Genomic DNA, 1,252 nt, shown 5'->3' on the forward strand with positions numbered 1-1,252 from the left:
CTTCATTTACGAGTCTCCATCGTTGTGAACCGTAGGTGTCATCCTGTCATCCACGTCACTTCGAAAAAAGAAGATTTATTCGTCTCGAAAGAACGAAAAAAATGATCATAAAAGCGAACAATTATTGATCGAAGTATTCGAACTCATCGTTGATTAATAACTGATGGAAGAAGCTATTTCGCATTCAGTAGCATTGGTTAAACGCTGAAGAGGAGGCTCGTAATGCTGTACCTAAACGTGAACGAAAAAGTATTGGCATATTGGGAACGCACTATAGATCTGTATTACAACATCCATCTAGGGAGTCTTGTAGACGATATTGAGTCAGTGAATCTATTTATTGACAAACAAACGAGCGTTCAAGACACCGTATATCGCTGTGAGCTCGATGTAATACCAGCGAATGGTCAGAAGATATCTATTGCACTCGAACTTGAGAATTGTGGCGCAGCGATCGAGCAGATCTTCGCCAAAGCGAGACGCTCAATGCTGCGTAGAATACGAGGAATCAATGAGCCTAAAACAGTCGCTCAGACTGGTTGATCGAAGCTAGATTTGAACGCGCGGTTTCGGTAATCGACACCACCGCAGGATGTTTTAACTTTCGCTCCGGCGAAATCACGAAGAAGTGCTCTGATACATCAGACACTTCTCCAATTGCCTTTACCCCATACATTGTTTCAACTTGTCGACGCATAGCACTTGGCGCTGGGAAGAAGCCCGCGCCTGCCTCGCCAAAAGCTTTGAGTAATGCACTATCATCAAATTCAGCGACGATTTTCGGAGTAATGCCTTCTCGATCAAACCAATCATCGAGACTGCGACGCAAGACATGATTATTCACTGGCAACAAAACAGGCGCATTATCTAAGAATTTGGAGAATGAACCTTCGTATTGCGCGCACAGGGCGGGTGTTCCAAAAAAGGTCAAATCACTTTCGCCTAACTCATGACTGTAAGCTTTTACATTTAAGCCTGTTGGAATACTTCGATCAGACAAAATCAAATCAAGTTTATGGACGGCTAAGTCACCCAACAGCGTCTCTAGCTTTCCCTCCATACAAACGATTTTGATCGGCTGCTCAAAACTTAGAGCAGGCTCAAGAATCTTGTATGCAATTAACTTAGGTATCGAGTCTACGATCCCAACATTGAAATTAATGGGAGTGCCTGGCTGCTTACTCTTCACTCGCTGAGTCAGTTCAGACCCAAGAGAAAAGATCTCATCTGCATATTGCTCTACAACGCGTCC

Annotated in this window: 2 protein-coding genes; one reads left to right on the forward strand and one right to left on the reverse strand. The window is 43.7% G+C overall.

Annotated features, from left to right (window positions below):
* Positions 1-222 precede the first annotated feature (222 nt).
* Positions 223-543, forward strand: a complete 321-nt coding sequence (locus tag A3739_RS17460; RefSeq protein ID WP_068481778.1) for a hypothetical protein — start codon at positions 223-225, stop codon at positions 541-543.
* Here the strand turns inward: A3739_RS17460 and A3739_RS17465 are convergent.
* On the reverse strand, positions 518-1,252 hold a 735-nt coding region (locus A3739_RS17465), incomplete at its 5' end, for a LysR substrate-binding domain-containing protein (protein WP_068502215.1). The genes A3739_RS17460 and A3739_RS17465 overlap by 26 nt on opposite strands.

It is taken from the genome of Oleiphilus sp. HI0067 (genome assembly GCF_001635735.1).

What these genes read in the sequence shown, in the direction of transcription:
- A3739_RS17460 (WP_068481778.1), top strand. Translation starts at nt 223, where the DNA reads ATGCTGTACCTAAACGTGAACGAAAAAGTATTGGCATATTGGGAACGC.